Raw genomic sequence first — 26,671 nt, 5'->3', positions numbered from 1 at the left:
CTTTTTAATTACTAGTCACCCTGATATTATCTATAAATATATCTTCATTATCTGAATTTAAACTAAAACGGATTCTTAAATCTAAAACATTTCCAGTGCCAATAATATTTGCGTTAAAATTTGTCCAACTATCTGTTATAATTGGAGCATCACCTTGATTATCAAAATCTGAATCTATTGCAGGTGAACCATTTGTTCCATTTATCACAGATTCAACAGCTAATAGATTTTGCCATCCACCTCCATCTATTTGGTATTCAAAAATGACATAATCGTCACCATCCCAAGATTCACTAGCCCCATCATCGTCTTCTGCAAGAAGAACGTCAAATTCTAAATTAAATCCTCCCGTAATATCAATACCATCAATATTTAATGTCTGCGTTGGACCCGTAGTTGAAGGAGCTCCATCAATATCTTGTGCAGCAAAATAAAAATTACCATCAGGCATTCCTGAATATTGAATACTATTACCACCAGTATAGCCAGAAAAATCTGAATCTTGTGCTCTCGAAAAATAATCATCATTGTTACCTGTTCTAAATGATTCAGGTTCTGTTGTTGTGTATCTCACTCCATTTCCTAAAGTTTCAAAAGACTCTTGAAAAGGTAACGTTAAAGCACTATCATCATCAATTATTGTTAGAGTATTTGTATTCTGAACGCCCACAGTTGTTGTTCCAAGACCCCCACTTAAGTATGACATAGTAAAAACTACATCTTCGTTCGACTCAGCCATTACATCATCAGTAATATTAAAAACAGCTGTTGCAGTGTAACTTGTTAAATTGGCTGGAATAATTACAGTTTGAGCTACAGATTCGTCTAAATCTGTATAGACATCTGCCGCTATTGATAATTGAATAGGAGCTGTTGAAGAAGGGTTTAATACTGTAAATGAAAAATCAATTGAAGAAACACCCTCACTTTGAGATTGAGTAGCTGAAGAAAATTCGATCTCAGACCCTGAAACTACTGCAACACAAGGGCCAGCAAACCAAGCCACACCATTCCAAATATTTAGACAACCAGTTTCAAGTACAAACACCTGCAAGCCTGCATCATTTATATCAGGACTCATATTATTTAAGTCTAAGGTTGTGGGTATTCTTGGAGGCATAAAGCCTTGGTAAGTTATTCCACCATCTGTACTACTATTTACTTCTAGCATAGCAGCATCACTTGGACTCGTTGTTCCTATACCTACTTGACTAAAAGCAGATATTGACATTATTAACAGAGTCAATAAAATTGTATTTTTTAAAGCCATGGTTATTAATTTTAATAAACCACAACATTAAGTAGGAGTCACTTAATCAAATTGTTTGGGACAATAAAGATATAATCGTTTAGATAACATAAAGTTACGAAATTATTAATTCTATATTATACTTTCTTATAATTATCATCCCAATCTTTTATGTGAGGCTCTCCAAGTTTACCTTGAGACTTAGCAACCAACATAGATACTGTTGCATCACCTGTTACATTAACAACTGTTCTACACATATCTAATGGCCTATCTACAGCAAAAATTAGAGCTAAACCAGCTTCTGGTATACCTGCTTGAGCTAAAACAATAACTAGCATCACCATTCCGGCTCCTGGTACAGCTGCAGAACCAATTGATGCTAATGTTGCTGTAACAATAATACCTAATTGTGTCCCTAAGTCTAAATCCATTCCAAACGCTTGAGCTATAAACACAGCTGCAACTGCTTGATATAAGCTAGTTCCATCCATATTAATAGTTGCACCAATAGGTAAAACGAAACTCGTAACTTCCTTTTTAACTCCAAGGTGTTCCTCTACTCGTTCCATTGTTACCGGTAAAGTAGCAGCACTACTACTTGTTGAAAAAGCTAAAAGTTGTGCAGGCGATATTCCATTAAGGAAAAAGGATGGAGATTTTTTAGTGAAAATCCAAACCATAGATACATAAACACCTATCATTAACAATAATCCACAAACAACACAAAGTGCATACATACCTAAGGCTGCAAATAAGTCGGCACTAGGTGCTTCCACTACTAAGGCTGCCAATAATGCAAACACACCATAAGGAGCGGCTAACATGATTAAATCAATCATTTTTAATATGACTTCATTAAACCCGTCAAAGAATTTTTTAACAGGTTTTGCATCTTTCTCTGGAATTAAAATTAAACCAATTGCGAAGAAAATAGCAAAGAAAATAACTTGTAACATATTACTATTATTAGAAGAAGCGCCAATAATATTACTTGGAACTAAATCTACTAGAGCTTGTAAAGGCCCTGCTTCTTTTTGAGCTTTAGCAGCTTCCTGACGTTTTTCTGCTTCACCACCATATGCATCGACAAGTTCTGTTCTAGTCTCTTCAGAAATACTCTTTCCCGGTCCTACTAGGTTAACAATAGCAAGCCCAATAGAGACTGCAATAATAGTAGTTGCTACGTATGTTAAAATAGTACGCAAGCCCATTTTAGAGAGACTAGAAATATCTTTTAAATCTGAAACTCCCTTTACTAAAGAAGCAAAAATCAATGGAACCGCAATTAATTTTAATGAATTTATGAAAATGGTTCCAAATGGTTTTATCCAGTCTCCAACAAACTCATCTCCCCATGAAAAATTAGTAAGGATTAATGCGAAAATAACACCAAGTGCCATTCCAATTAATATTTGCCAATGCAGTGCTAATTTTTTCATATAAAGTGTAGGGAATCGTTAATTATTTATTTTAATATTTCTGAAATTTTATTGTCATTTTCAAGATAGCCACAAAATACTAATTTTTATAGACTCTTAAATAATTCTTTAATATTTCGGCTATGCCTTAGTTAATCTATTTGCTAACATAAAGTCTGCAATTACCAAAGAAGCCATAGCTTCTACAATTGGAACAGCACGAGGTACAACACATGGGTCGTGACGACCTCTACCTTGCATTTCCAGCATATTTCCTTGACTATCAATAGTTTTTTGAATTTTCATTATAGTGGCTACAGGTTTAAAAGCTACTCTGAAATAAATATCCATTCCATTACTTATTCCTCCCTGTATTCCTCCTGATAGATTTGTTTTAGTGGTACCGTCAGCATTAAACTGATCATTATGTTCACTTCCTTTCATTTTAGCCCCACAAAATCCACTACCAAACTCAAATCCTTTCACAGCATTTATTGAAAGCATCGCTTTTCCTAATTGTGCGTGCAGCTTATCAAAAACAGGTTCCCCAAGTCCAACAGGTACATTTTTAATAACACACGTTACGGTTCCACCAATGGTGTCTCCATCTTTCTTGATTTCTTTAATTCTCGAAATCATTTTTTCAGCAGTATCTAGATCAGGACATCTTACTGGCGTGTCTTCAATTTTACTAAAATCTAAATCTTGGTATGGTTTGTCTATAAAAATTTCACCTACAGAGGATACAAAAGCATTACAGGTTATTCCTTTTAAAAACTGTTTTGCTATTGCTCCTGCAGCGACTCTACTGGCAGTTTCTCTTGCAGAAGATCGTCCACCTCCTCTATAATCTCTAACACCATATTTTTTATCATACGTGTAGTCAGCGTGACTTGGGCGGTAAGTGTCTTTAATATGACTATAGTCTTTAGATTTTTGATTCGTATTTTCAATTATAAAACCTATGGGAGTACCAGTGGTTTTACCTTCAAAAATTCCGCTTAAAAATCTTATAGTATCAGGTTCTTTTCTTGAAGTTACAATGGAGGATTGACCTGGTTTTCTTCGTGACATTTCAGCTTCAATTGCTTCAAGATCTAATGGTATTCCAGATGGACATCCATCTATTATGCCACCTATTGCTTCACCATGTGACTCGCCAAAAGTGGTTAGTTTAAAGAAATTTCCGAAGGTATTACCTGCCATATTGCGCTTTTTAACAAATGTAAAAGAACGAAAGGTATTAATAAAATATAGCTGCTACTTTATAAGTAAAACACTTCAAACATTTAATAAAAAAATATAGTTCTTGGTTTTGTTATATTTGCTAAAAACTCAACCAAAATGAAAAAGATTTTAATGTTACTTTTAACTGTTGGATTAATCGCTTGTAACAGCGACGATGATTCAAACGATACGGCAACAATTACAACTAACTACTTCCCTACATCTGCTAATTCAACCTGGACCTACAGCAATACAGATCAAAATGGAGATACTGAAGATTCCATGTTTGTAAACGGAACTGAACAAACTAACGGAAATACATACACAAATCTTGATACTGAAGCTACTGCAAATGGTTTTATGGTGGGTGTACTTACAAATAATCTTGTAAGAAGAGATGGCGGACAATTAATTATTAATGGTGAATTATCTGCACCTATTGAAGGTTTTCCTGAAATTTCAATTCCTTTGAATGATGTTGTTTTATACAACGCTAACGTTGCAACTGGAGAAACTCTTAGTACACTTTCAGATAACTTTACTGAAACTATAATGGAAATACCATTAACATTCGAATATACAACTACGTCTATTCAAGGAGCTGCTTTAGAAACATACACTAGTGGCAATGAAACTTATACTGATGTAATTCGTTCAAGAATAGTACTTAATTTAAGTGTAAGTACTTCAATCGTTATAGGAGCAACAACGCTAGTGGTTCCTATATTGTCTGCTCAGGATGTACTAGTAGTTGACAATTATTATGCAGCAGATACTGGTTTAGTATTTTCACAAGCTACTATTGATTATCAATTAGAAGATATCAGTACCACTGGAATTGAATTACCTATTCCCGATTCAGACACACAAGTTAGCACAACGACGCTTGCTTCGTTTAGTATAGGGAACTAAGAATTAATATTTAATAATTAACAAGCGCTCTTCTCAAAATAGTAATGGGATGGAGCGCTTCTTTTTTTGTGCCATCTTTTATTTGATGTCTACAACTAGTACCGTTTGCAGCAATTATAGTTTCTTCAGGAGCTTTTCTAACTGAAGGAAACAATCGCAACTCTCCTATTGCCATACTTGTTTCATAATGATCTTTCTCATAACCGAAACTTCCAGCCATACCACAGCATCCTGAAGTAATTAAAGAAGGTGAGTAATTTGAAGGAATATTTAAAAAGTCGAAAGTTACTTTCTGGTTACTAAGTGATTTTTGATGACAATGAACATGGATTTTAACTGCTTGTTTTTCATCCTTAAATTGTTCTTTTAAAATTTGCTTATTCTCAAATTCACTAACTATAAATTCTTCTAATAAAAATACGTGTTTACTTATTCTAACTGCTAAGTCTTTATTTGTAGCCAAGCGTTTAAACTCATCTCTAAATCCTAAAATTGCCGATGGCTCAATACCCAATAAAGGTGTTTTAGCCGAAATTTTATGATCAAAAAATGTTAGACAATCATCAATTTTCTTCTTTGCTTCTTCTAAAAATCCTTTCGATATTAACGCACGAGCACTATCTAAATGATCTATTACTGTAACATTATAGCCTAAACCTTCTATCAAACTCACGGCATCTTGCGCTATGATTCCGTCAAGATATTTAGAAAACTCGTCAACAAATAGAAAAACCGACTTCCCTACTGCATTATTAGTTTTAGCAGTTGTCTTTTTATAAACCTGTAATGAAGGTAATGTTCGTTGAGGAGCAACACCAGCAGCTTTTTTTATCAAGTTTGAAGTAAAAGTGTTCTTAAACAATCCATTTGCAATACTTGGAAACTTTGCCGCAAGTTTATTATACTCTGTACTTTTACCAAACATTTTAGTAGCGCGACTCACGCCATTAATTTTTTGGTATTGATATAAAAACTCTGCTTTAGCAGTTGCCATATCAACATTACTTGGACATTCTTTAGCACAAGCTTTACAACTAATACACAAGTCAAAAACTTTTTTTAAATCTTTATTATTAAAAGCATTTGTACTTATAGGGTTGTTTAAGGCTTCTCGAAGCATATTCGCCCTAGCCCGAGTGGTATCTTTTTCATTTTTAGTTGCTTGATAACTAGGACACATTGCACCTGATGCTTCAGCACTTTTACGACAGTCACCACTACCATTGCACTTTTCAGCAAGCCTAACTAACCCTTGTGAATCATCAAAGTTAAGTATAGTGTCATACGTAGGGGTTTGAATATTTATTTCGTTACGCAAACTCTCATCCATTGCATAAGCATCAATTATCTTTCCTGGATTAAATATATTTTGTGGATCGAATGACTTTTTAACTTCTTTTAAAATAGTGTAGTTATCTTCCCCAATTAACATAGGAATAAATGACGATCTAACTATTCCATCACCGTGTTCTCCAGAAAAAGAACCTTGATATTTCTTTACCAATGAAGCAACATCTGCTGTTATTTTTTTAAACAAGTCAACACCTTCACCTGTTTTAAGATTTAAAATTGGACGTAAATGCAATTCACCAGCACCTGCGTGAGCATAATACACAGCCTTTTGACTATAATTATCCATTATTGCAGTAAACTCTTCTATATAATTAGGTAAATCTTCTAAAGCAACGGCTGTATCTTCAATACAGGCTACCGCTTTTGTATCACCAATCATATTTCCAAGAAGTCCTAAGCCAGCTTTACGCAACTCAAGCGCATTAGTTATATCTTCATCACGAAGTACAACATTATGATAGCTTAAAGCAGCCTTTTCTAGAGTGTTTTCTAACTGCTTTAACTTTAAATCAAGTTCAGGCTCACTACTTGCCTTCAACTCAAGCAATAATAGTCCTTCCGGATCACCTTTTACAAAAAACCTATATTGATTATAAAGAGAATTTTCTTTAGTTCTATCTAAAATAACCTTATCCATCATCTCACAAGTATACAACTCGTGTTTCATTGCGTGCACTACATCTTTTAAACAATCTTGTAAGGTTTTGTAATGTGTAACCATCATTGCCGTATGAGATGGCGGTAAGGTGTCTAATGATACTTTTATACTTGTTGTAATACCTAAAGTTCCTTCGCTTCCTGTTAATAGTTTACACATATTAAAGGGTTCATTTCCGCCAAAAATTTCTGCATCTAATAAACTATCAATGGCATACCCTGTGTTACGACGATGTATTGATTTCTTCGGAAATTTTAAAGTAATATTTTCTCGTACTTCTTTGTTTTTTAAAGTTTTAAATATGTTAGAATAAACTTTTCCTTCAACACTTCGTAAGGTTCTTTTTTGATAGAATATTTCCGAAGAAATAGCTGAGAAAGTAACTAAAGCACCATCACTTAATACCACATCTAATGCCTGTACTTTATCTCTAGTAACACCATATTGTATTGAGGTAGTTCCGCTAGAATTATTACCGACCATTCCTCCAATCATACATCTATTTGATGTAGAAGTATTAGGTCCAAAAAAGAGTCCATGAGGTTTTAAAAACTCATTTAGCTCATCTCTAATTACCCCTGGTTGAACTGTGACAGTTTTGTTTTTTACATCTAAATCTAGAATTTGAGTTAAATGTTTAGAAACATCTACCACTATCCCATCTCCCACACATTGTCCAGCAAGTGATGTACCTGCTGCACGAGGGATTAAACTTGTTTTATTACTTGAAGCAAATTTAACTAACTGCTGAATCCCTTTTGTAGTTCGAGGATAGGCAACTGCTAAAGGCATTTTTCGATACACAGATGCATCGGTTGCATAAATAGTTTTATGAAGCCTATCGTATTGAAGTTCACCTTGAAATTCCTCTGCAAAATGTTTTAGTAATTTTTCCATCGTCACTAGCAAAAATAGGAGGATTAAAATAGTATTACAATGTAATTAGCGTATTAATTAACGAGAGTTTAAACCTTATTAGTAGGTTTGTTTGTATAGGCTCTTCATTTGTTAGTAGCAATGATTATTTTTGGTAAATATTCATTAATACCATTTATAAAATGCCTTACAATATCGCCCTTATAGAGCCCGAAATACCTAACAACACAGGAAATATAGGACGTCTTGCACTTGGCACAAACTCTCGTTTACACTTAATAAAGCCTTTTGGTTTTGAAATTAGCGATAGCAGGCTAAAACGTGCTGGTCTAGATTATTGGAAGCATATTGATATCACATACTACGAAAATATAGACGAGTTTTTTAAAATTAATATAGATGCTAAAATGGCTTTTATGTCAAGTAAGGCTTCTAAAAGTTATCTTGATATCCCATTTGAAGACAATTTATTTTTAGTTTTTGGTAAAGAGTCTGTGGGCCTTTCAGAAAATATAACAAATAACCACACTTCGCAATTGTACAAAATTCCACTACATAGTGAAAAAATTAGAAGTCTAAATTTAGCAAATGCTGTAGCTATAACTGTTTACGAAGGACTAAGACACCTTTAACATCATACTGCTATTACGTATCTTTGCTTTAATTGATTAAAACTACCTTATACTATGCTTCATCTTAAATTAGAAACAGACCCACGATGGGTAACTATTGTTGAAAGTAATCTTGAAGAAATACTTACTGATCACGCTTGGTGTGAGCAAAAAGCAGCTACCAATGCGATTACTATAATTACATTAAATTCTCAACACGAAGAGCTAGTTACAGAGCTTTTAAAGCTCGCTCAAGAAGAGTTAGAGCATTTTGAAATGGTACATAACATCATTAAAGAACGTGGATACAAGCTTGGAAGAGAGCGTAAAGATCATTATGTGAACCAACTTTATAAATTTATGAATAAAGGAGGAAGCCAACAACAAGCAATGGTTGACAGATTATTATTTTCTGCGATGATTGAGGCTCGTAGTTGCGAACGTTTTAAATTACTTTCTGAACGCATAAAAGACGAAAAACTTTCAAACTTCTATAGAGAATTAATGATAAGTGAAGCTGGACATTATACAACATTTCTAGGTTTTGCTAGACAATACGGTGAAGGGTTAGATGTTGAAAAACGTTGGCAAGAGTTAGTAGAATTTGAAGGAGAAATCATTAAAAACTACGGAAAACAGGAAACAATTCACGGATAAACATTTAACAATAAAGCTTTGTAAGCCTTACTTTTTTACTTAACTCAATGAAACCAGCAACACTCGCCCAAATTAAAAAAGAACTCAACATGAGATCTTCAGACGAGTTATTAAATTTATGTTTACGATTAGGGAGATTTAAAAAAGAAAACAAAGAGCTCCTCACGTACTTACTTTTTGAAGCTGAAGATGAAGAAGGTTATGTGATTCATATCAAAGAAATGGTTGATGAGTTGTATGACGGTATTACAAATACTAATATGTATTACCTTAAAAAGAGCGTTCGTAAAATACTACGTGAAGTAAAAAAATGTATCAGATATTCAAATAGCAAAGAAACCGAGGTACGCCTTCTTCTCTATTTCTGCGAAAAATTACTCGACTTTAAACCTTCCGTAAAACGAAATACTACATTAATGAATCTTTGCGAACGCCAACTTGCAATGGCTGCAAAACAAATTGACAAACTTCACGAAGATTTGCAAATGGATTACGAAGAAGAATTAAATGAATTAAATAAAGAGCTTCGGAAATATTAAAATTTCAGAAATATATACCACATTAGAAACGTTATCTTCCAAATAAAAAAATGCTTATTATGAAAAATTCCATCACTGCCATCGTTTTCGCTATTGCAATAATTATTGCTTCAGTAGTCTTAGGAAATGCATTTATGAATAGAAATAAAGCACAACGTACTATTGCCGTTACTGGTTTAGGAAGTAGTGATTTTACTTCAGATTTAATTGTTTGGGAAGCAAATTTTAGCCGCACTAATGAGAATCTTCAGCAAGCATATAAAGATCTTGAAAATGATAAAACTGTTATTTCAACATATCTAACTACCAAAGGTGTTTCTGCTGAACAAATGGTTTTTAGCGCTGTAAACTCAAGCGAAATGACAGAACCAAACTACGGACCAAACGGAAACTATATAGGTAGTACTTTTAAAGGATACAGTTTAACACAAAATGTTGAAATTAACTCAACTAATGTAGCAGAAATTGAAAAAATCTCTAGAGAAATTACCGAACTTTTAAACCGTGGTGTAAAACTTTATTCGTCTGCACCACGCTATTACTACACAAAAATTGAAGATTTAAAAGTAGAAATGATTTCGCGAGCTACTGAAAATGCTAGATTAAGAGCTGAACGTATCGCTGAAAATTCAGGTTCTAATTTAGGTGAATTGATTGATGCTAAAATGGGAATTTTTCAAATAACAGGTCAAAATTCTGGAGAGGATTATTCTTGGGGAGGCGCTTACAATACTTCATCTAAAGAAAAAACAACTTCTATTACTATGAAATTAACATATAGTGTTGACTAACTTTAAGAGTATTATTTTTTAATAATCTTTTTAGTTGAAGTTCCTTCTGCCGATTTCAATTCAACATAATAAATTCCCGAAGGAAATGTTGTTAAGTCTAAGCTAACATCAATTAATCCTTCAAAGTTATCTTTAGAATATAAATGTGCCCCATTTTGACTAAAGAGGTTGATTTCTAATAGAGTTTCTGTTAATTTAAAACTAACGAACCCTTCTGAAGGGTTAGGATAAACTATAATTTCCGGTATTGATTCTGAAGTAATCTCTTGAGTATTTAATATTGTTCCATCTGTAGTTGTTTTCTGATACCAAATAGTGAGGTTACCATTTCTAGGATCCCCCCATATTGTATGAACAATTGTACCTTCTAATTGAATATTCATAAAATCATTACCCGCAGCAGCTAAAACACTTTCATAAGGTACCGTTTGATCTGTAACTTGAAAATTTGCTTCAAACTCATTTGCACCCTCCCCGCGAAAAGCTGCCCAAATTTCTGAAGCTGTTTCATAAGTAGCTCCATCACTGTTTCTTCTATCTCTCCAGCTAACAATTAAATCGCCACTATTATTAAAATCTGCCCAAAGTAAATCTTGCATTTTTCCATTTGAAACAACATCATCATTAACCCTTACTGCGCTTCCCCAAGTTAATCCTCCATCTAATGTTTCCCTTAGCATGACATCTAAATCTCCTTCTATTTCAGAAAGATAAACAAACACACTATTATTGGGATTAGAAGGGTTTGAACGTAGTAAATATCCTTTTTTTGGCAATGGATCGTTTGAGCTATCTACCACTTCAGCAAAAACCATATTGTGATTTAAAGTTGTTCCTGCATCACTCGAACTAACCAAAACAAACTGAGGTAATAAATTTTGACTTGGTACATACGATGGATACACTGCTAAAAACTCACCAGCACTTGTAACAGATGGCGTAGGCATTGGTCGTGATATCAAGTCTCCCGAGAGCCAGTTAGGAGCATCTAGCTCCTGCCAATTAAACGTTGTTCCTCCATCATTAGATATTGAAACATAGGGATGATAACTAGGAGCTGCACCACTTACATTCATTGTTGTAATATAAATTGTTCCAGAATTAGGACCCGATGAAGTATCGACGACCATCCAAGGTCTATCTACTGGAATTCTATCAGGATCTACATTAATATTAAGCACTTCAGAAGGCGCTGAAAATGTAAGTCCATTATCTTGTGATTTTGACAAATACACCCCACCCAAAATAGGAGAGCTATCAGTTCCTGTGGAATCTATATAACTTATATAAACTGTTCCATTAGGCGCAAAAGCTATTGAGCAATCAGCTGAAGTATTTCCAGCAACAGCGTGATCTAATGTAACAATTTCACTCCAAGTAGCACCACCATCAAAACTTGCTCTACTTTTAATTTTAATTTTTTCAGAAACGTTAACCCATCCCATCCAAGCCACTATTATGTGGTTTGTGTCTAGTGGATTAATAGCCATAAAAGGCTCTCCTTCAAAAACAGGATCTGTGGAAATATTTAAATTTTGAGCATTTGCAACATTTAAACAAAAAATGAAAAAAACTACTAAATAATGACGTTTACACATAGCTATAAAAAAGAATTGATTCTATAAATAATTTTATATAAACTATTTATAGAATCAAAACTATGAAATAATAGTGTCTATTGCTAAAACAATAGAATAATATCTAAACCTCTCTTTTAACTACAAGAGTATTAGGCTTTAGATGAATAATACCAATTAAGTCTAAAAGCTGCATGATTTTATAAGTTACATCAAGTTCATGCCAGCGAACACCACCAAAGTTAGCTCTACTGCTATGCTTGTGATGATTATTATGATATCCTTCACCCATCATTAAAAAATCGAATTTGAAAAGATTTTTAGAAGTATCACTAGACTTAAAGTTGACATAACCATAAATATGACCGTACCAGTTAATAATAACTCCGTGAATAGGTGCCATAAAAAGAGCCACAGGAAAAAATAACCATTGCCACCAAGCAGTTGCAAAGTATGCGAAAAATGTAAAATACCCTACACCCCAAGCTACGCGTGAATACCAAGAACTTGCAAAAGCGTCAAAACGCTTCCATTGAGGCACGTTTTTAGTAAACTTAGGTTCTACAAAAATTTGTTCTTTGTTTATTTGGCTATAAATGTTCTTTGTTCTCCACATCATAGAAAAAACAGTCAAATCATATTTAGGCGAATGTGGATCTTTTTCAGTGTCAGCATATGCGTGGTGCATTCTATGCATAACGCCATAACCATAAGCACTTAAATAATTAGACCCTTGGAAAAACCAAGTCAGTATAAAAACTATTCGTTCTGTCAACTTAGACATTGTGAATGTTTGATGCGCCGCATAACGGTGTAAAAAAAATGTTTGGAAAAAAAGTCCGCCGTACCAAAGTACTATAATAAAAATAAGGATTGTCATATGTAAATTTATAAGGCAAAAGTAGTACCACTTTTACCTCCATACAATGAACCTAAATCAATTAATTCGTTTTCTGATTCTACTTAAAGCTTGAGGAGTGACGCCAATATAAGAACTCACATATTTTAAAGGGATAACATTAAGTAATTCAGGACGCTCTTTAAAAAGCTTAAAATAACGTTGCTCTGCTGTTTCATTTAAAAGTGACTGCTCTCTTTTAGATTTTAAAAGAAATAATCTTTCTGAAGTTAATCGGCCTATTAAATTGCCAAACTGCGTGTTATCATAAACGTCCTGTAAGTCTTTATATGAAATACTATACAAAGTAGTTTCTGAAAGTGTTTCAAGCTCATACAAAGAAGGTGTACGAGTTAGAAAAGAATCGTATGCACTAATAAATTGATTTTTAAAACTGAAACCAAAGGTAACCTCCTTCTCTTTTAATTCGTGTGGAATATATAAACGCACAACACCCTCACCTATAAATGATATATGGTCTTCCACTTCATTGTGACGTAAGATTACTGTGCGTTTTTTAAAATTTCGCTGTACTAATCTAGAAGAAAAGTAAAGCCAATCGGAATCCGTTAAAACCGAAAAAGCTTCAATATGTTCTCTAATAAATTCCATGTATGCTTTGTGGTTTAAAATTTAGAAAACTGAAATAGCTTCTAAAATGTGAAAATTATGGCAACCACTTTTTATCAAAATTAGGTGCACGTTTTTCTAAAAATGCATCTCGACCTTCTTTTGCTTCTTCTGTCATATATGCTAAACGAGTTGCTTCACCAGCAAAAACTTGTTGTCCTACCATCCCGTCATCAGTGAGGTTCATTGCAAATTTTAGCATTTTTATTGATGTTGGAGATTTCCCAAGAATTTCTTGTGCCCAATCAAAGGCTGTTTGCTCTAATTCATCATGTGGTACAACGGCATTTACCATACCCATTTCGTAAGCTTCTTGAGCTGAGTAATTTCTACCTAAGAAAAATATTTCACGGGCTCTTTTTTGACCCACCATTTTTGCAAGGTAAGCACTTCCATAACCTCCATCAAAGCTAGTTACATCTGCATCAGTTTGCTTAAAAATTGCGTGTTCTTTACTTGCTAAAGTCATATCACAAACTACGTGTAAACTATGCCCACCACCTACAGCCCAACCTGGAACAACGCAAATAACAGCTTTAGGCATAAAACGAATCATTCGTTGTGCATCTAAAATATTTAAACGGTGATATCCATCATCTCCCACATAGCCTTGGTGACCACGTGCTTTTTGATCTCCTCCACTACAAAAACTATAGACACCATCTTTGCTCGAAGGCCCTTCTGCAGATAGTAAAACAACTCCTATTGAAGTGTCTTCCTGTGCATCGTGCAACGCATCAAGTAACTCGGCTGTAGTTTTAGGTCTAAACGCATTACGAACATCTGGTCTATTAAATGCTATTCGTGCGACGTTATGCGACTTTTTATATGTTATATCTGTGTATTCTTTGGCTATTTTCCAATCAGGTTTAAGCATAATTGTTATTTTTACTCAAAGATATAAATTGTTTATGGTTTGTAGTTTAATGTTTGCTACAACTATGGACTTCAAATCAAAAAAAATACTATGCGTAGTTTCCTTTCATATTTTGGAATTTTATTTATTTCTGTAAGTGTTTCAGCTCAAGATGCTTATCAATTTACCCCGATAATTGATCTTGAGACAACACCTGTAATTAGTCAAGGTAGAACAGGAACTTGCTGGAGTTTTTCTAGCACTTCTTTTTTAGAATCTGAAGTTATTCGTCTAACTGGGAAACAAATTGATTTATCTGAAATGTACACGGTACGGAATACATATCCTAAAAAATTAGAGAATTTTGTAATGCGCCAAGGAAAAGCACAATTTAGCGAAGGTGGTTTAGCGCACGATGTTTTAAATAGCGTTGCTCAATACGGCCTTGTACCTAACGATACTTTTAGTGGACTTTTCACTTCGGAAACATCACACAACCACGCTGAATTAGTTGCAGTTTTAAAAGCGATGGGCGAAACATATATTGATAACCCTGCTAGAAAATTAAGTAAAAAATGGAAACCTGCAACTGAAGCAGTTTTGGATATTTATTTAGGACAAAACGTTAGCAATTTTAATTATAATGGCAAGAGCTTCACACCTGAAAGTTTCCGAAGAGAATTAAAAATTGTTCCTGAAGATTACCTGACAATTACATCGTTTACGCACGCTCCATTTTACAGTTCGTTTGTTTTAAATATTCCTGATAACTGGAGTTATGGAAGTATGTATAATGTTCCATTAAACGATATGATTGCTACGGTAGATAATGCATTAGCGAATGGTTTTACAGTGGAACTTGATTGCGATGTCAGTGAAAAAACGTTCTCATCTAAAAGCGGTGTTGCAGTAATTCCTGCAAACGCAGCTAATAATACTGAAGCACTAAATGCAATTTATCCAGAGCGTATTGTTACACAAGAATATCGCCAAGATGAGTTTGAAAATTTTAATACAACTGATGACCATTTAATGCATATTACAGGTTCATTAAAAGACCAAAACGGTACTAAATATTATAAAGTAAAAAATAGTTGGGGAACAGATGAATCTAGAAACGCAAATGGAGGTTACGTATATTTTAGTGAAGCATATATGAAGCTTAAAGCTATTAGTGTGACTGTGCACAAAGATGCCATTCCAAAAACTACAGCTAGAAAATTAAAATTATAATTGTTTGGTCTAAGATTTGATACTATCAAAAATATGAAAATACTTTGCTACATTTTTCTTTTAATTTCATTCACTGGCTTTAGTCAAAACGATTTTGAAACTCGCTATTATACTATTGATGCTGGTTCTTTGCCTGAAGCACCTCAAGTGCCTACTTTATTAATGGAGTTAGACAAAAAGAAAAATGCTGTAAAAAGTAGTTTTACATTGGGAGCTTCACCTTCATACCAAGATGCAAAAAATGCATTTTCTATAAATAGTTCTAACTATTGGCAACCTGTAGATATGACAACTGCACTAGCGAGCAACACAGTTCCTTATGATAATAGTCAATTTACTGTAAGTCAACTACAGAAAAAGCAGTTTGGATTTAGCGTTTCAGGTAACGGTGGTGAGACTTCGTTTGATTTTGGAGATGGTGGAACTAGAGTTCAAAATAGAGTATATTCTAATCAACAACGACCTTTTTACATTGAGGAACCAACAAGACGATTTTATCGACCACGTCCCTACCCGTTTTATCGTGAAAGTAATATCAATTGGTAAATTTAATTATGTAAAAAAATGAAATACTATTATTGATCTGCAACAAGTTCGATTCCATCAGACTTTAAAACAATTTGCTTGTCTTTATAAAGTGTTCCTATTGCTTTCTTAAAACTTTTTTTACTCATCCCTAATTCATTTTTAATTGAATCTGGATCAGATTTGTCGTGTAGTGGTAGAAAACCACCTGCGGCTTTCAATTCTTCAAGAATAAAATTGGCATTTGGTTCAATACTTTTATATCCGGGAGCTTGTAAAACTACATCTATTTTATTGTCCTCACGAACTTGCTTGATATACGCTTTAACTCGATCACCAGTTCGAATATCTTCAAAAATATCATCGACAAATATTAGTCCTCTATGCACTCCGTTAATAATAACGTTAGCTCCAAGATCAGTTAAATGTGTAACAAGAACATTTACTTCATCAAACTTCTCTAAAGTAACATTATCGTTATTTAAAAATTTATTTGTTTTACTAGAACCTACAAGTCTATTTGTTTTTTCATCCATAGATAAATGGACAATATACCAATTACCCACTTTCATAGGTCTTGCTTGTTCAGAGAATGGAACAAATAATTGTTTTTGTAAACCCCAATCCATATAAGCTCCAAACTCGTTTACATCACTACAATGTAAATATCCAAAATCGTTTAAATGTACATAAGGGGTTAAGGTTGTTGCTACAGGACGCTCTTCATAATCTAGATATACAAACACTTTAAGCATGTCGCCTATTTCAAAGTGCTCTGGCTTATAACGGTGTGGTAACAAAACCACATTTTCTTCTTCATCACCAAGGTATAAGCCTGGGTCTGTTTCTCTTAATATTTCTAGTGTATTATATTCGCCAATTTTTATCATAATAGTGCGTTTGGATCTTAAATTATGTACAGATTTTAAACGTTCAGCAAAGGTACACTTTTATAAAATCAAACAAAGCGGGAACTTAAAGGTTGTGTAGCTAACTTTATAAGTGAATAATTTATTAATTACTCCCCAATAAATTTAAAATACTTCATTAATACAGTATCATTAATTTCTGGCGGAGTGAAAATTTCAATAAGCGCAGGTTTAGTTGAATGCTCTAAAAACTTTGAAAAAAGTGATTCAACTTCACTCATTGACTGTGCTTTAAAATACTCAAGCCCATACATAGCGCACAAATGAGATGCATTTAAATGATGTCTTGTTTCAAAAAATGTTTCAAAGTGATCCATTTTTTTAGCTTTTGGTAATATTCTGAAAATACCTCCTCCACTATTATTAATAACAATTATTTTAAAATTACTTGGTATATTATTATTCCACAAGCCATTACTGTCATATAAAAAACTAAGATCTCCTGTTATATGAATTATTGGTAACGTACTATGAACAGCTGCTCCAATTGCCGTGCTTAAACTTCCGTCAATACCGCTTGTACCACGATTACAAAATGTTTGTAATTGTTTATTATCGAAAAGCTGTGCATACCGTATTGCCGCACTATTGCTTATATGAACTGAACATTCATTATTTAAGTACTTAAATATATATTGATAAACTGAAAAATCGGAATATTTTATGTTTTCGACAAAACTTTCATGTCTTAAAAGTCTATTCTCTTTAACAGAGAGCCAATGAGACTGATAATTACTGTTAATTGGTTTACTATTTTCAACTAATTGTTTAAAAAATGTATTAATAGTGCACTTAAAATGACCTTCTAATTTAAAAAATGTATCATATGCCTTTTTAGTATCTACGTGATAATGCTTCATATTCTTACAATTACGTAAAAACACTTTAATTTTTTTAGAAATTATCATTCCCCCAAAAGTCAAAAGTACTTCTGGTTCTAAGGTAACTTGTTGCTTATTATTTAAAGGCTCTATTAATTGATCAATAGCAGTGATAAATTGATCATTATGTAGATTTGATGTTGTTTCGGTTAGCACTAAAACACTTTCATCATTAGCGATAAAATCAATAAATTTTTGTTCAATGCTATTTGGTTTTAACACCCCAACTAGTATCATTTTCTTAGTAGATGTATTCCATAGCGAGCTAAATTCTTGTAACATTTCGGTTTGATTAAATGCTGAAATATTAATGGCTCTAGCTGGTACATCTTGTGGACGTACGGTAGGAATATCAACTAAGTTATATAAAGGTTCATTGAAAGGAATGTTAATATGAACAGGTCCTGAAAGCTCTATAGCACTGTTTAACGCAGTATTTATAACTGTTTCATTATGTATTTGAAACTCTTCACCTTCTTTACAATTACCATTATATAAAATGTGATTTCTATAGACATTTTCTTGAATAACTGTTTGCCCATCACCTATTTCTAAAAGATGTTCTGGACGATCTGCCGATAATATTATTAAAGGAATATCACTATAAAAAGCTTCAGCAATAGCAGGATAATAATTTAATAATGCAGAACCTGAAGTACAAACAACTGCAACAGGTTTCCCTAATTGTTGTGCCATACCCAATGCAAAAAATGCAGCACATCGCTCGTCTACAACTGAATAATTTGTAAATCCTGGATGGCTTGTAAAGCCAATTGTTAGTGGAGCATTTCTAGATCCTGGTGAGAGCACTATATGCTCTATGTCTTTCGCTAGACAAAGTTGAACGACTGTTTGTGATAGATTTTTTTCTGAAAATTTCATCTATGCAAAAATACGCATAGCGCAATTAATATTACATAAATGGACTAAGTACCTTTAACATAGTGGCCAACTTATTTTCAGTTTCAGTCCATTCGTCTTCAGCAATCGAACCATATACAATACCTCCACCTACGTAAATACTTGCTGTTTCATTTTCAATTTTTGCACAACGCAAATTGACAAATATTGTGGCTGTCCCTTCAATGGGACTAATAGGACCTAGAAATCCTGTATAAAACTCACGATCATATTTTTCAAATTCTAATATGATATTTTTTGCCTCTTTAGTAGGAGTACCACATACTGCTGGAGTAGGATGAATTGCAAAAATAATTTTAGGAAGTGCCGTTTTTCCAGATTTAATAACACCTTGAATTTCGGTTTTTAAATGAGATAAAGAACCTGCTTCTACCGTTACGGGTTTAGATGTTTTAAGTACCGAAACAATTTTTTGAAGATTTGTAACTAATGCTTCAGTAACAAGTTGTTGTTCATGCATTTCTTTATAACTCCACTTTACAACTTGTCCATTTATATTTTTCTTAGTTCCAGCTAATGCCATTGTAGAAAACATATTGCCTTCTCTTTTTATTAATATTTCTGGAGATGCACCACACCAAAGTCCTGTATCTGGATGATACCAAATATACCTAAAGGCTTTAGGATACAATTGTAACAAGCGCATTGCTAATTCAGTAATAACTAATTTAGTTAAAGGAATATCTTTTTTACGAGAAGCAACTACTTTTTCAACAGTTTGATTCTTAATTTTTTTTAAAATCGTATTAACTAATTGAACGTGCTCTTTTTTTTCTTCTGCACAACTAATAATAGGTGTTTGCGTATGTTCGATATCACTTATAGCAAAGTCAAATTCTAAAGTTGATTCTACCGTCGATGGTATAATTAGGGATTCTTTTGCATTATGAAAAGGGGAAAAAACAAAGCCTGGTTCTAAAAAATTTTCGGTAGTATGTAAACTAGTGTTGTCTTGAAAATAAAGCGAACATTTAGTAGTATTGGGCATTGAAAAAAGAACAAAAGGCAGCTTTTTTTCCCATTGCTCATTAAGTTTATTTAGTACAGTTGGTTTGTCCATATAATTAGTTACGTAAAGTAAGAGTAGTTAGTTTTACCATAGATATTAATTCGTCTTCTTCATTGACTATCCTTATATGCCATAACTGTGTTGTCCTACCTTTATGAAGTATTGATGCCTTTGCATATACCCAACCTTCACGAATACTTTTAACATGGTTAGCTGAAATCTCAATTCCTCTAATAGCTACATCGTCAGCATTTAAAAAAATAAATGCTCCAGCACTACCTACACTTTCTGCTAACGCCACAGAGGCACCTCCATGAAGTACTCCATCGGGTTGATGAACTCTAGGTGTAACTGGCATTCGAGCTGTAATAGTATCGTCTGTTACGTCTGTAAATTCTATCTCGAGAGTTTCCATTAACGTGTTTCTACACATTAATTCACATTTAGATAAAATTTCCTTCTTTGATAGTTTCATAGCATTCGTTTAATTTTGTAAAGCTACAAAACAACCCACTTATATGCCTACTCAAAAACAAGTTTCTTATCAAAATATCAATACTTACGAAACTAGAAACGAACATACTAAAAACACAAAAAATGTATGGATTGTATTTCACGGATTGGGATATTTAAGCAGGTACTTTTTACGTTATTTTGAAAGTTTAAATCCCGAAGAAAATTACATTATTGCACCTCAAGCTCCATCTAAATATTATCTAGGGTCTAAGTACAAACATGTAGGCGCTTGCTGGCTTACCAAGGAAAATACTCAACTTGAAAAAGAGAATGTATTAAATTATATTGATAGCGTAGCTGATGCTGAAATGCTAAGCACTGCAAAAAACCTAATTGTATTAGGATATTCTCAAGGTGTTTCAATTGCAACAAGATGGCTTGCTAGTAGACAAATACAATGTAATCATTTAATACTTCATAGCGGTGCAATACCTACCGAGTTAAACAAAGATGATTTTTCGTATTTACACACAACTACTCCCGTAACTTATATTTATGGTAATAATGACGAATATATCACCGAAGCAAAAATGACAGAGCAATCATTAAAAGGTTCTGATTTATTTGGCAAAAGACTAGAAATTAGAGTATTTGAAGGGGTTCACGAGGTATTCAAACCATATCTATTAGAAGTCTCGTTGAAAAATCCTACAAATTTTATGTAGTTCGTCGATTATATTTGCATTACAGCATAGTTAGTTGTTTATTTGTATAGTATTGTAAGAATTAAATTACGCTAATATGAAAAAACTAACTACTTTATTGAGTGTGCTGTTATTTACAGCAGTTATGGTTGCTGAAGTATCTCCTAACCAAAAGGATGCACTTACAGATTTATATATAGCAACTAATGGTGATAAATGGATTAACACTTGGGATCTTGATGCTCCAGTAGCAACTTGGCACGGTGTAACAGTAGAGAACGATATGGTTATCGCGATTAATTTATTATTCAATAATTTAAACGGTACAATTCCTTCTTCTCTTTCTGAATTAAGGTCTTTAGAGAAACTTGAGTTATCTTTCAATAAGCTTTCAGGTACTATCCCTGCTTCTATTGGTAATTTAACTAATCTTGAAGTATTTGCCGTTAATGGAAATAATATTACAGGAGAAATTCCATCATCATTAGGTCAACTTACTGCACTTGAGCAATTACACTTAAGTAGCAATAACTTAGAAGGTACTATTCCTATAAGTGTTGCTCAATTAGGTAATCTTGAAATTTTAAACGTTTTTGATAATAAGTTAACAGGAACAATTCCTTACGCACTATCTGATAATGTTAATCTAAAGAAATTAGTAATTGCAGAAAATGAGCTAACTGGTTCTGAAGCATTTGCGTCAGTATTAGCTTTTGAACAAGAAAGTGATGACAATCGATTTAAAAATCCAATTCTTGGAGCTCCAGCAAAAACAATTATCGCTACGGAAGTAAATGATGATAATAACTAAAAACATTATTATATAATACAAAAAGAGCCTTTAGGAAACTAAAGGCTCTTTTTTATTAATCATTTTCAAATCTGTAGTAATGTTGAAACATTCAGCAAAAACAACTAATTATTTAATAGACGTTTCAGCAAAAACTTTAAATTGATTCATCCACTTCTGACTCTGTTTTTTAAACAACTTTGGGAATAGTTTAGACATTAGTTTAGGTACAAAACCGTTAAATTTCACATACTCTACCTCCGATATATATCGGGTATGTGTATCATCTATATATTCGAAACGGGAAGTTTGCGTATTTGACATATGCAAATGCTCGTATAAAGCTGATTTCTCGACAGGTAAATTATTTTCTAAAATTGTCTCTATTAATACTATTTCTCTTTTTCCTTGATTCAATTTAATTCGTGACTTTGCTCCTACTGTATTTGGTATACCTTGTAAATGTTCCATTGACTTAAAACCATCTTGCCATTGAGCAAAATGTTTTTCATTTTTCCATAAAGCGACTACTTGTTTTAATGGAGCTTCTATTTCTACGTTACACGAATATTTCATCTATAAAATTTAACCTATTTAACGTTTGTATTATTTCAGAAAAAAAAATACCAACCTCTTAAACAAACTTCCGGTAATGATTGTTTCATCAATGCAAGTATAAATAAACTCTATTAACAGTGTAACACTTGTTACTAAAGAGCATTGGCTTTGAATATAATTTTACAGTATAATTAAAACTTAACATTATGAAAACATTAGAAATAAACATCGGATTAAATCAAGATTATAGAATTAGTGTTTCAGAAAAACTAAATGATCTTTTAGCAGATTTTCAAATTTATTATATGAATTTGAGAGGTTTACATTGGAATATAAAAGGAAAGAATTTTTTCCAATTACACACTAAATTTGAAGAGCTTTATACTAATTCTAGTGATACTGTTGATGAGATTGCAGAACGCATTTTAACACTAGGTATTGAACCGTTGCACACATTTCAAGATTACTTAGAAAACAAATCAATTAGAGTCATTAAAAAAACTTCTAGTGGTGATGATGCTATACGTTCAATTTTAGAAAATCTAAGTGAGTTATTAATCCAAGAACGTGCTATTTTAGAATTTGCTGCTACAAATAACGATGAGAGCACTTCAGGATTTATGAGTGATGTAATTTCGGAGCAAGAAAAATTAATTTGGATGCTTACATCTTATTTAAGCTAAATTATAACACTAATAAAACCCCAATTTCTATTTTAGATTGGGGGTTTATTAGTATTAATGATACCGTAAGTTTATTAGTTTAAAAAGGCTTCACTTTTTAATATGTATTTTTTTGCCTTTTCGCTATCTGGGTTTAGAGCCAAATGTTTTTTATAATAAATAGCGGCATTTTTATAATCTTCTTTTACGTAATATGCTTCTCCCAAACCATAAAATAACTCAGGGTTTTCAGGGTTTTCTGTTATTGAAAATTTAAATATTTCAATAGCTTTATCTACGTCTTTTTCTACATATAAAAATTCGTATCCTAGTTTACTCAAAGACCAAGAATCATTAAAATATGATTTTTGATTTTTTAATTTTTGATATTGATTTTTAGCTTCTGAAATATCACTGATAAATAAAGGCTTTAAGGTTGAAATTAAATTGATTTTTGGATATTCAATTAAATCGTTTTCCATTTTATCAAACAACCAACCCCAATCATCAAAAGCAGCTTCCGAAGTATTGTTCATTATTACTATCTGTCCATAATTACTATCTGGGCAAATAAATACAATGCTTTGTACTCCTCCTGAAGTTCCAGATTTAGAATAATAGAATCCTTCTTTTTCTCCTATCCCAAAACCATCCCACAAATACCCCATTCTATTATCATCCTCATCATCATACAAAACACGAGTTACTTCTTTAATTAAAGGGTCGTCACTTTCTAGCTGAAATTTCATGAGCTTGATTAAATCTGGCAATGTGCTTAATAAACCAAATGCTCCTCCTGTTAATGCATTTTTATCCTTAGGAGCAAGCTCACCATATTCATCATAACCGTTAGCGAGGTTTTCAATACTTTTCTGTGAATTATCTAATAAAAAGGTGTTGTTCATTTCTAACGTTTTTAAAAAGTCCATCAACAGCTTTTTATAAGGCTTGTTATACACTTGCGTTAAAATATAAGCGACTAACTCAGGCCCAACCGAGTTATAATTATAATACGTTCCCGGTTTATGAGAAACCTCAACCGTTTTTAATTCCTGTAAAAGGTTAGACATATTATATTCAATAGGTCTAGTTTCGTAATAACCTTCTGAAATTTCATCAATTACAGCAGCTAACTTTGGGGGTGTTTTCTCTTTTAAACCTAAAGTGTGCGTAACTAAATCTTTTATAGTTATTGGAGTTCCTTCAAATTCTAAGTTTGTATAATCCATCCCAATATATTTTCTAATATCATCATCAAGGGATAGCTTTTTTTCTAAAACCGCACGTGCAGTCAATGAACCCGCAAATATTTTAGTTATTGAAGCAATTTCATAAACAGTACTATCATTAGGAGTATTAGCCATACTAGTATCAAGTTCTCCATAATAATTATGATACGTTTCTCCATCTCTATATGCAGCGACTGCAAGCGAGTTAATATTTCCACGTGCAAGGGTGCTTTCAGCATATTGATCTATTAAATTAGAAACTTCATTAAATGGCGAAAGTGTAGTCTGTTTATCTTCTTTAGGTTGCTGACAGCCTATAACAAAAAGCGTCGAGACAATAAGTAATAATTTATACATGGTGGTTGGTTTGTTGAAAAGACGTGTTATTAGTTGTATTTGTTGCAAGTATATCAACACCATTGACATTTCCGAAGAAAATCACTACAAAAACCCACAAAAAAATCCCAACCTAATAAAATTAGATTGGGATTTTAAATATTTAGAACCGTACACTAGGTATACAGTAGAAGTATTATTTTACTTCTTCGAAATCTACGTCTTCAACATCTGCACTTTCACTTGATCCTGCATCTGCAGTAGGCTCACCTGCTGGTGCACCTTGTCCATCTGCCTGAGCTTTGTACATTTCCTCACTTGCAACTTTCCAAGCTTCGTTAATCTTGTCAAGTGCTGGAGTAATAGCATCTACACTTTTAGTTTCGTAAGCTGCTTTTAACTCTTCAAGAGCTGCTTCAATTGGTGCTTTTTTATCATCAGATAATTTCTCACCAAATTCTTTAAGCTGCTTTTCCGTTTGGAAAATCATTCCATCTGCTTCGTTAATCTTGTCAGCAGTTTCTTTTGCTTTAGCATCAGCATCAGCATTAGCTTCAGCTTCTTGCTTCATTTTAGCAATTTCTTCTTCTGTCAATCCTGATGAAGCTTCGATACGGATATCTTGTTTCTTACCAGTAGCCTTATCTTCTGCGCTTACTTTAATAATTCCGTTTGCATCAATATCAAAAGTTACTTCAATTTGAGGTACACCACGTTGAGCTGGTGGAATGTCACTTAAATGAAAACGACCAATTGTTTTGTTGTCGTTTGCCATTGGGCGTTCCCCTTGTAATACGTGAATCTCTACAGATGGCTGGTTGTCTGCCGCCGTTGAGAACACTTGACTCTTTTTAGTTGGAATAGTTGTATTAGCTTCGATAAGTTTTGTCATTACGCTACCCATAGTCTCAATCCCTAAAGAAAGAGGAGTTACATCTAATAACAATACATCTTTTACATCACCAGTTAATACACCACCTTGGATTGCAGCACCTACCGCTACTACCTCATCTGGATTCACACCTTTAGAAGGAGCTTTTCCAAAAAACTTTTCTACAGCTTCCTGTACTGCAGGAATACGTGTAGATCCACCTACTAAAATTACCTCATCAATATCACTGTTTGTTAATCCTGCAGCTTTCATTGCAGTTTGACAAGGCTCAATTGTTCTTTTTACTAAATCGTCAATTAATTGCTCAAATTTAGCTCTAGATAATGTTTTAACAAGGTGCTTAGGCCCACTAGCAGTTGCAGTAACGTAAGGCAAGTTAATTTCAGTTGAAGCAGAAGATGATAATTCAATCTTCGCTTTTTCAGCAGCTTCTTTTAAACGTTGTAATGCCATTGGGTCTTTTCTAAGATCCATATCATTCTCCGCTTTAAACTCATCTGCTAACCAGTTGATAATTTTTTGATCTACGTCATCACCACCTAAGTGCGTGTCACCGTCTGTTGCAAGTACCTCAAATACACCATCACCTAATTCAAGGATAGATACATCATGCGTTCCTCCACCAAAATCAAAAACAACTATTTTCTGATCTGTTGATTTTTTATCAAGTCCGTATGCTAATGCAGCCGCTGTTGGCTCATTAATAATACGTTCTACTTTTAATCCAGCAATCTCACCAGCTTCTTTCGTAGCTTGACGTTGACTGTCATTAAAGTAAGCAGGTACAGTAATTACCGCACGAGTTACTTCTTGACCAAGGTAATCCTCAGCTGTTTTTTTCATTTTTTGTAGTACCATTGCACTCAATTCTTGAGGCGTATAAAGACGACCATCGATATCCACACGTGGAGTATCGTTATCTCCTTTTACTACTTTGTAAGCTGCACGCTCTGCTTCGCTTGTAGACTCAGAGTACTTATTACCCATAAAACGTTTGATTGATGCAACCGTTTTAGTTGGGTTAGTTACCGCTTGTCTTTTAGCAGGGTCACCTACTTTAATTTCTCCACCTTCTACAAAAGCAATTACAGAGGGAGTTGTTCTTTTACCTTCAGCATTAGGGATTACTGTTGGCTCGCTTCCTTCCATTACGGAAACGCACGAGTTAGTTGTCCCTAAGTCAATTCCAATTATTTTACTCATATCAATTATTTGTTACTTAAAAATTTGTTAGTATTTAATATCTATAAATGATTTAGGGCAAAGCCGAAATTTTAAACATTCAAAGATG

General features: G+C 33.3%; 25 protein-coding genes. 10 read left to right on the top strand and 15 right to left on the bottom strand.

The annotated features are described in order from the left end of the window. Positions 1–4: 4 nt before the first annotated feature. The 3 genes from GBH57_RS07210 to aroC all read right to left on the bottom strand — a co-directional run bounded on the left by GBH57_RS07210 (position 5) and on the right by aroC (position 3,876). Complete coding sequence (locus GBH57_RS07210) at positions 5–1,231, bottom strand: phage tail-like protein (protein WP_151673563.1); 1,227 nt, start codon at positions 1,229–1,231, stop codon at positions 5–7. A 155-nt stretch (positions 1,232–1,386) separates the two neighbouring features. Next, the gene (locus GBH57_RS07205; protein WP_151673561.1) at positions 1,387–2,691 is read right to left on the bottom strand and encodes a dicarboxylate/amino acid:cation symporter; all 1,305 of its coding nucleotides are present in this window, start codon (positions 2,689–2,691) and stop codon (positions 1,387–1,389) included. Between the two features lie 120 nt (positions 2,692–2,811). After that, on the bottom strand, positions 2,812–3,876 hold the full coding sequence (gene aroC, locus GBH57_RS07200; protein WP_151673559.1) for a chorismate synthase: 1,065 nt from the start codon (positions 3,874–3,876) through the stop codon (positions 2,812–2,814). Between the two features lie 138 nt (positions 3,877–4,014). On the opposite strand from aroC, the gene GBH57_RS07195 reads away from it, so the two are divergent. Further along, positions 4,015–4,809 carry a hypothetical protein gene (locus GBH57_RS07195; protein ID WP_151673557.1) on the top strand — a complete coding sequence of 265 codons (795 nt, stop codon included), beginning with the start codon at positions 4,015–4,017 and terminating at the stop codon, positions 4,807–4,809. Positions 4,810–4,819: 10 nt separating this feature from the next. Here GBH57_RS07195 and GBH57_RS07190 read toward each other — a convergent pair whose 3' ends face one another. Further along, positions 4,820–7,717, bottom strand: coding sequence for an FAD-binding and (Fe-S)-binding domain-containing protein (locus tag GBH57_RS07190; protein ID WP_151673555.1), 2,898 nt, complete (start codon positions 7,715–7,717; stop codon positions 4,820–4,822). A 161-nt stretch (positions 7,718–7,878) separates the two neighbouring features. Here GBH57_RS07190 and GBH57_RS07185 point away from each other — a divergent pair, with 161 nt between their 5' ends. The 4 genes from GBH57_RS07185 to GBH57_RS07170 are packed head-to-tail and all read left to right on the top strand — an operon-like array spanning position 7,879 to position 10,294. Next, the gene (locus GBH57_RS07185; RefSeq protein WP_151673553.1) at positions 7,879–8,328 is read left to right on the top strand and encodes a tRNA (cytidine(34)-2'-O)-methyltransferase; all 450 of its coding nucleotides are present in this window, start codon (positions 7,879–7,881) and stop codon (positions 8,326–8,328) included. Between the two features lie 54 nt (positions 8,329–8,382). After that, positions 8,383–8,964, top strand: coding sequence for a MiaE family protein (locus tag GBH57_RS07180; RefSeq protein ID WP_151673551.1), 582 nt, complete (start codon positions 8,383–8,385; stop codon positions 8,962–8,964). Between the two features lie 47 nt (positions 8,965–9,011). After that, positions 9,012–9,503 carry a hypothetical protein gene (locus GBH57_RS07175; protein WP_151673549.1) on the top strand — a complete coding sequence of 164 codons (492 nt, stop codon included), beginning with the start codon at positions 9,012–9,014 and terminating at the stop codon, positions 9,501–9,503. 59 nt (positions 9,504–9,562) lie between these two features. After that, positions 9,563–10,294 (top strand): SIMPL domain-containing protein, encoded by a 732-nt coding sequence (locus GBH57_RS07170; protein WP_151673547.1) that lies wholly within the window; start codon positions 9,563–9,565, stop codon positions 10,292–10,294. 11 nt (positions 10,295–10,305) lie between these two features. Here GBH57_RS07170 and GBH57_RS07165 read toward each other — a convergent pair whose 3' ends face one another. From GBH57_RS07165 to GBH57_RS07150, 4 genes are all read right to left on the bottom strand, one after another. Continuing rightward, a complete protein-coding gene (locus tag GBH57_RS07165; RefSeq protein WP_151673545.1) occupies positions 10,306–11,892 on the bottom strand; it encodes a T9SS type A sorting domain-containing protein in 1,587 nt (528 codons plus the stop codon). Positions 11,893–11,995: 103 nt separating this feature from the next. Then, positions 11,996–12,751: an acyl-CoA desaturase gene (locus tag GBH57_RS07160; protein ID WP_151673542.1), complete on the bottom strand. Its 756-nt coding sequence runs from the start codon at positions 12,749–12,751 to the stop codon at positions 11,996–11,998. 57 nt (positions 12,752–12,808) lie between these two features. After that, a complete protein-coding gene (locus GBH57_RS07155; protein WP_151673540.1) occupies positions 12,809–13,381 on the bottom strand; it encodes a Crp/Fnr family transcriptional regulator in 573 nt (190 codons plus the stop codon). A gap of 55 nt (positions 13,382–13,436) precedes the next feature. After that, entirely contained in the window at positions 13,437–14,276 is an 840-nt protein-coding gene (locus GBH57_RS07150; protein WP_151673538.1) for a 1,4-dihydroxy-2-naphthoyl-CoA synthase, read from the bottom strand. Positions 14,277–14,366: 90 nt separating this feature from the next. On the opposite strand from GBH57_RS07150, the gene GBH57_RS07145 reads away from it, so the two are divergent. Further along, the gene (locus GBH57_RS07145; protein ID WP_151673536.1) at positions 14,367–15,488 is read left to right on the top strand and encodes a C1 family peptidase; all 1,122 of its coding nucleotides are present in this window, start codon (positions 14,367–14,369) and stop codon (positions 15,486–15,488) included. Between the two features lie 33 nt (positions 15,489–15,521). After that, entirely contained in the window at positions 15,522–16,034 is a 513-nt protein-coding gene (locus tag GBH57_RS07140) for a hypothetical protein (RefSeq protein ID WP_151673534.1), read from the top strand. A 29-nt stretch (positions 16,035–16,063) separates the two neighbouring features. Here the strand turns inward: GBH57_RS07140 and GBH57_RS07135 are convergent, their stop codons facing one another. The 4 genes from GBH57_RS07135 to GBH57_RS07120 all read right to left on the bottom strand — a co-directional run bounded on the left by GBH57_RS07135 (position 16,064) and on the right by GBH57_RS07120 (position 20,228). After that, positions 16,064–16,903, bottom strand: a complete 840-nt coding sequence (locus GBH57_RS07135; RefSeq protein ID WP_151673532.1) for a CvfB family protein — start codon at positions 16,901–16,903, stop codon at positions 16,064–16,066. A gap of 128 nt (positions 16,904–17,031) precedes the next feature. Continuing rightward, positions 17,032–18,705 carry a 2-succinyl-5-enolpyruvyl-6-hydroxy-3-cyclohexene-1-carboxylic-acid synthase gene (menD, locus tag GBH57_RS07130; RefSeq protein ID WP_151673530.1) on the bottom strand — a complete coding sequence of 558 codons (1,674 nt, stop codon included), beginning with the start codon at positions 18,703–18,705 and terminating at the stop codon, positions 17,032–17,034. A 31-nt stretch (positions 18,706–18,736) separates the two neighbouring features. Beyond that, positions 18,737–19,804 carry an isochorismate synthase gene (locus GBH57_RS07125; RefSeq protein WP_151673528.1) on the bottom strand — a complete coding sequence of 356 codons (1,068 nt, stop codon included), beginning with the start codon at positions 19,802–19,804 and terminating at the stop codon, positions 18,737–18,739. A gap of 4 nt (positions 19,805–19,808) precedes the next feature. Next, on the bottom strand, positions 19,809–20,228 hold the full coding sequence (locus GBH57_RS07120; RefSeq protein ID WP_151673526.1) for a PaaI family thioesterase: 420 nt from the start codon (positions 20,226–20,228) through the stop codon (positions 19,809–19,811). A gap of 43 nt (positions 20,229–20,271) precedes the next feature. Between GBH57_RS07120 and GBH57_RS07115 the strand changes: the two genes are divergently transcribed. Together GBH57_RS07115 and GBH57_RS07110 are read left to right on the top strand one after the other, a co-directional pair. After that, positions 20,272–20,934, top strand: a complete 663-nt coding sequence (locus tag GBH57_RS07115; protein ID WP_151673524.1) for an alpha/beta hydrolase — start codon at positions 20,272–20,274, stop codon at positions 20,932–20,934. A 76-nt stretch (positions 20,935–21,010) separates the two neighbouring features. Further along, positions 21,011–21,724 (top strand): Two component regulator three Y domain protein, encoded by a 714-nt coding sequence (locus tag GBH57_RS07110; RefSeq protein WP_151673522.1) that lies wholly within the window; start codon positions 21,011–21,013, stop codon positions 21,722–21,724. Between the two features lie 108 nt (positions 21,725–21,832). On the opposite strand, the gene GBH57_RS07105 is transcribed toward GBH57_RS07110, so the two are convergent. Next, positions 21,833–22,279, bottom strand: coding sequence for an SRPBCC family protein (locus GBH57_RS07105; protein WP_151673520.1), 447 nt, complete (start codon positions 22,277–22,279; stop codon positions 21,833–21,835). Positions 22,280–22,467: 188 nt separating this feature from the next. On the opposite strand from GBH57_RS07105, the gene GBH57_RS07100 reads away from it, so the two are divergent. After that, a complete protein-coding gene (locus GBH57_RS07100; protein ID WP_151673518.1) occupies positions 22,468–22,944 on the top strand; it encodes a Dps family protein in 477 nt (158 codons plus the stop codon). Between the two features lie 74 nt (positions 22,945–23,018). Here the strand turns inward: GBH57_RS07100 and GBH57_RS07095 are convergent, their stop codons facing one another. Continuing rightward, positions 23,019–24,509, bottom strand: a complete 1,491-nt coding sequence (locus GBH57_RS07095; protein ID WP_151673516.1) for a serine hydrolase domain-containing protein — start codon at positions 24,507–24,509, stop codon at positions 23,019–23,021. Positions 24,510–24,684: 175 nt separating this feature from the next. Further along, positions 24,685–26,583 carry a molecular chaperone DnaK gene (gene dnaK, locus GBH57_RS07090; protein ID WP_151673513.1) on the bottom strand — a complete coding sequence of 633 codons (1,899 nt, stop codon included), beginning with the start codon at positions 26,581–26,583 and terminating at the stop codon, positions 24,685–24,687. Positions 26,584–26,671: the final 88 nt, after the last annotated feature.

It is taken from the genome of Patiriisocius marinus, from assembly GCF_008974325.1.
GTDB lineage: Bacteria > Bacteroidota > Bacteroidia > Flavobacteriales > Flavobacteriaceae > Patiriisocius > Patiriisocius marinus.
The sequence above is the reverse complement of the archived record's forward strand: the minus strand, read 5'-3'. Positions and strand labels throughout refer to the sequence as shown.

Coding starts and splice junctions, on each gene's coding strand:
- GBH57_RS07190 (WP_151673555.1), bottom strand. CDS start 7,717: ATGGAAAAATTACTAAAACATTTTGCAGAGGAATTTCAAGGTGAACTT.
- GBH57_RS07120 (WP_151673526.1), bottom strand. CDS start 20,228: ATGAAACTATCAAAGAAGGAAATTTTATCTAAATGTGAATTAATGTGT.
- GBH57_RS07165 (WP_151673545.1), bottom strand. CDS start 11,892: ATGTGTAAACGTCATTATTTAGTAGTTTTTTTCATTTTTTGTTTAAAT.
- GBH57_RS07210 (WP_151673563.1), bottom strand. CDS start 1,231: ATGTCAATATCTGCTTTTAGTCAAGTAGGTATAGGAACAACGAGTCCA.
- GBH57_RS07160 (WP_151673542.1), bottom strand. CDS start 12,751: ATGACAATCCTTATTTTTATTATAGTACTTTGGTACGGCGGACTTTTT.
- GBH57_RS07195 (WP_151673557.1), top strand. CDS start 4,015: ATGAAAAAGATTTTAATGTTACTTTTAACTGTTGGATTAATCGCTTGT.
- GBH57_RS07145 (WP_151673536.1), top strand. CDS start 14,367: ATGCGTAGTTTCCTTTCATATTTTGGAATTTTATTTATTTCTGTAAGT.
- dnaK (WP_151673513.1), bottom strand. CDS start 26,583: ATGAGTAAAATAATTGGAATTGACTTAGGGACAACTAACTCGTGCGTT.
- GBH57_RS07170 (WP_151673547.1), top strand. CDS start 9,563: ATGAAAAATTCCATCACTGCCATCGTTTTCGCTATTGCAATAATTATT.
- GBH57_RS07205 (WP_151673561.1), bottom strand. CDS start 2,691: ATGAAAAAATTAGCACTGCATTGGCAAATATTAATTGGAATGGCACTT.
- GBH57_RS07140 (WP_151673534.1), top strand. CDS start 15,522: ATGAAAATACTTTGCTACATTTTTCTTTTAATTTCATTCACTGGCTTT.
- GBH57_RS07175 (WP_151673549.1), top strand. CDS start 9,012: ATGAAACCAGCAACACTCGCCCAAATTAAAAAAGAACTCAACATGAGA.
- GBH57_RS07155 (WP_151673540.1), bottom strand. CDS start 13,381: ATGGAATTTATTAGAGAACATATTGAAGCTTTTTCGGTTTTAACGGAT.
- GBH57_RS07125 (WP_151673528.1), bottom strand. CDS start 19,804: ATGGACAAACCAACTGTACTAAATAAACTTAATGAGCAATGGGAAAAA.
- GBH57_RS07105 (WP_151673520.1), bottom strand. CDS start 22,279: ATGAAATATTCGTGTAACGTAGAAATAGAAGCTCCATTAAAACAAGTA.
- GBH57_RS07110 (WP_151673522.1), top strand. CDS start 21,011: ATGAAAAAACTAACTACTTTATTGAGTGTGCTGTTATTTACAGCAGTT.
- GBH57_RS07135 (WP_151673532.1), bottom strand. CDS start 16,903: ATGATAAAAATTGGCGAATATAATACACTAGAAATATTAAGAGAAACA.
- GBH57_RS07100 (WP_151673518.1), top strand. CDS start 22,468: ATGAAAACATTAGAAATAAACATCGGATTAAATCAAGATTATAGAATT.
- GBH57_RS07115 (WP_151673524.1), top strand. CDS start 20,272: ATGCCTACTCAAAAACAAGTTTCTTATCAAAATATCAATACTTACGAA.
- GBH57_RS07180 (WP_151673551.1), top strand. CDS start 8,383: ATGCTTCATCTTAAATTAGAAACAGACCCACGATGGGTAACTATTGTT.
- GBH57_RS07095 (WP_151673516.1), bottom strand. CDS start 24,509: ATGTATAAATTATTACTTATTGTCTCGACGCTTTTTGTTATAGGCTGT.
- GBH57_RS07185 (WP_151673553.1), top strand. CDS start 7,879: ATGCCTTACAATATCGCCCTTATAGAGCCCGAAATACCTAACAACACA.
- menD (WP_151673530.1), bottom strand. CDS start 18,705: ATGAAATTTTCAGAAAAAAATCTATCACAAACAGTCGTTCAACTTTGT.
- GBH57_RS07150 (WP_151673538.1), bottom strand. CDS start 14,276: ATGCTTAAACCTGATTGGAAAATAGCCAAAGAATACACAGATATAACA.
- aroC (WP_151673559.1), bottom strand. CDS start 3,876: ATGGCAGGTAATACCTTCGGAAATTTCTTTAAACTAACCACTTTTGGC.